The sequence below is a fragment of the Streptomyces sp. NPDC002690 genome, from assembly GCF_053592415.1.
In genome coordinates, this window is record NZ_JBSFVR010000723.1 from 1 (window position 1) to 1,457 (window position 1,457).

Below are 1,457 nucleotides of genomic sequence, written 5' to 3' on the forward strand. Positions count from 1 at the left end.
CAGCGGAAGTGGGAGTGAAGCGGTCCGACATGTCTGCCTCTTGATCGACGGGCCCGGACGGCTGCTCTGCCGACCGACCAATTTGTTCAGTGCCATTACTAATATGGCACCCATCGGCCCGGATGCGAAACCCTCGGGAACCAAAAAGTCTTCGCGCCCCTGTTCGCACCCCGTCCGATCCCGTAATTTGTCAGCCGAACGAGCAAATCCCGCAGCACGAGAAGAGGTAGCCATGCCGCCGCGCACGGTCGTCATCGGTGTGGACAGTTCCACCCAGTCCACCAAGGCAGCTGTCACCGATGCCGTCACCGGCGAGATCCTCGCCGTGGGCCGCGCCCCGCACGTGGTCCTCGGCGAGGGCGGGGCCCGCGAGAGCGACCCCGAGGTGTGGTGGCAGGCGCTGCGCGACGCGGTGGCCGCCGGAATGAAGGAGGCCGGGCTGCCCGCCTCGGCGGTCACGGGCATCGCGGTCGCCGGACAGCAGCACGGTCTCGTGGTGCTGGACCGCGAGGGCCGGCCGCTGCGCCCCGCGCTGCTCTGGAACGACACCCGTTCCGCCCCCCAGGCCGCCGCCCTCACCGCCGCGCTCGGCGGCCCCGAGGCGTGGCTGGAGCGGACCGGATCGGTGCCCGTCGCCTCCATGACCGCCACCAAGTGGCAGTGGCTGCGCGAGAACGAACCGGACACCGTCGCCGCCACCGCGGCCGTCCGCCTCCCGCACGACTACCTCACCGAGCGCCTCACCGGCGTCGCGGTGACCGATCCGGGCGACGCCTCCGGCACCTGCTGGTACTCCACCGCCACCGGCGCCTACGACCCCGAACTGCTCGCCCTGCTCGGCCTGGACGCCGCGCTGCTGCCCGAGATCGCCCCCACCGGCGGCACCCGCGCCGGGTCGCTGACCGCCGAGGCGGCCGAGGTGCTCGGCCTGCCCGCCGGCATCGCCGTCGCGGCCGGCACCGGCGACAACATGGCCGCCGCCGTCGGTCTCGGCCTCGGCGCGGAGGGCCTGCTCGACCACCCGGTGCTCAGCCTGGGCACGTCCGGCACCGTCTTCGCGGCCTCGCGCACCCGGCCCGCCTCCCCGGCGCTCGCCGGTTTCGCCGCCGCGGACGGCACCTACCTCCCGCTCGCCTGCACGCTGAACTGCACCCTCGCCGTGGACAAGGTGGCCGCGCTGCTCGGGCTGCACCGTGACGACGCGTCACCCGGCGGCGAGTCCGTGCTCCTTCCGTACCTCGACGGCGAACGCACCCCCGACCTGCCGCACGCCGCCGGGCTGCTCACCGGCCTGCGGCACGACACCACCCCGCAGCAACTCCTCGGCGCCGCCTACGAAGGCGCGGCCTTCACCGTGCTGCACGCCATGGACGAACTGCTCCGCGCCTGCGGGCTCGACCCGGCGGACCCGGAGGTCGCCGCCCGCCCGCTGCGCCTGATCGGGGGCGGCGCCCAGG

At 73.9% G+C, this 1,457-nt stretch carries 1 protein-coding gene; it reads left to right on the top strand.

The features are described from left to right. Nucleotides 1-232: 232 nt before the first annotated feature. On the top strand, nt 233-1,457 hold a 1,225-nt coding region (locus ACWD3D_RS37050; RefSeq protein WP_451465021.1), incomplete at its 3' end, for an FGGY family carbohydrate kinase.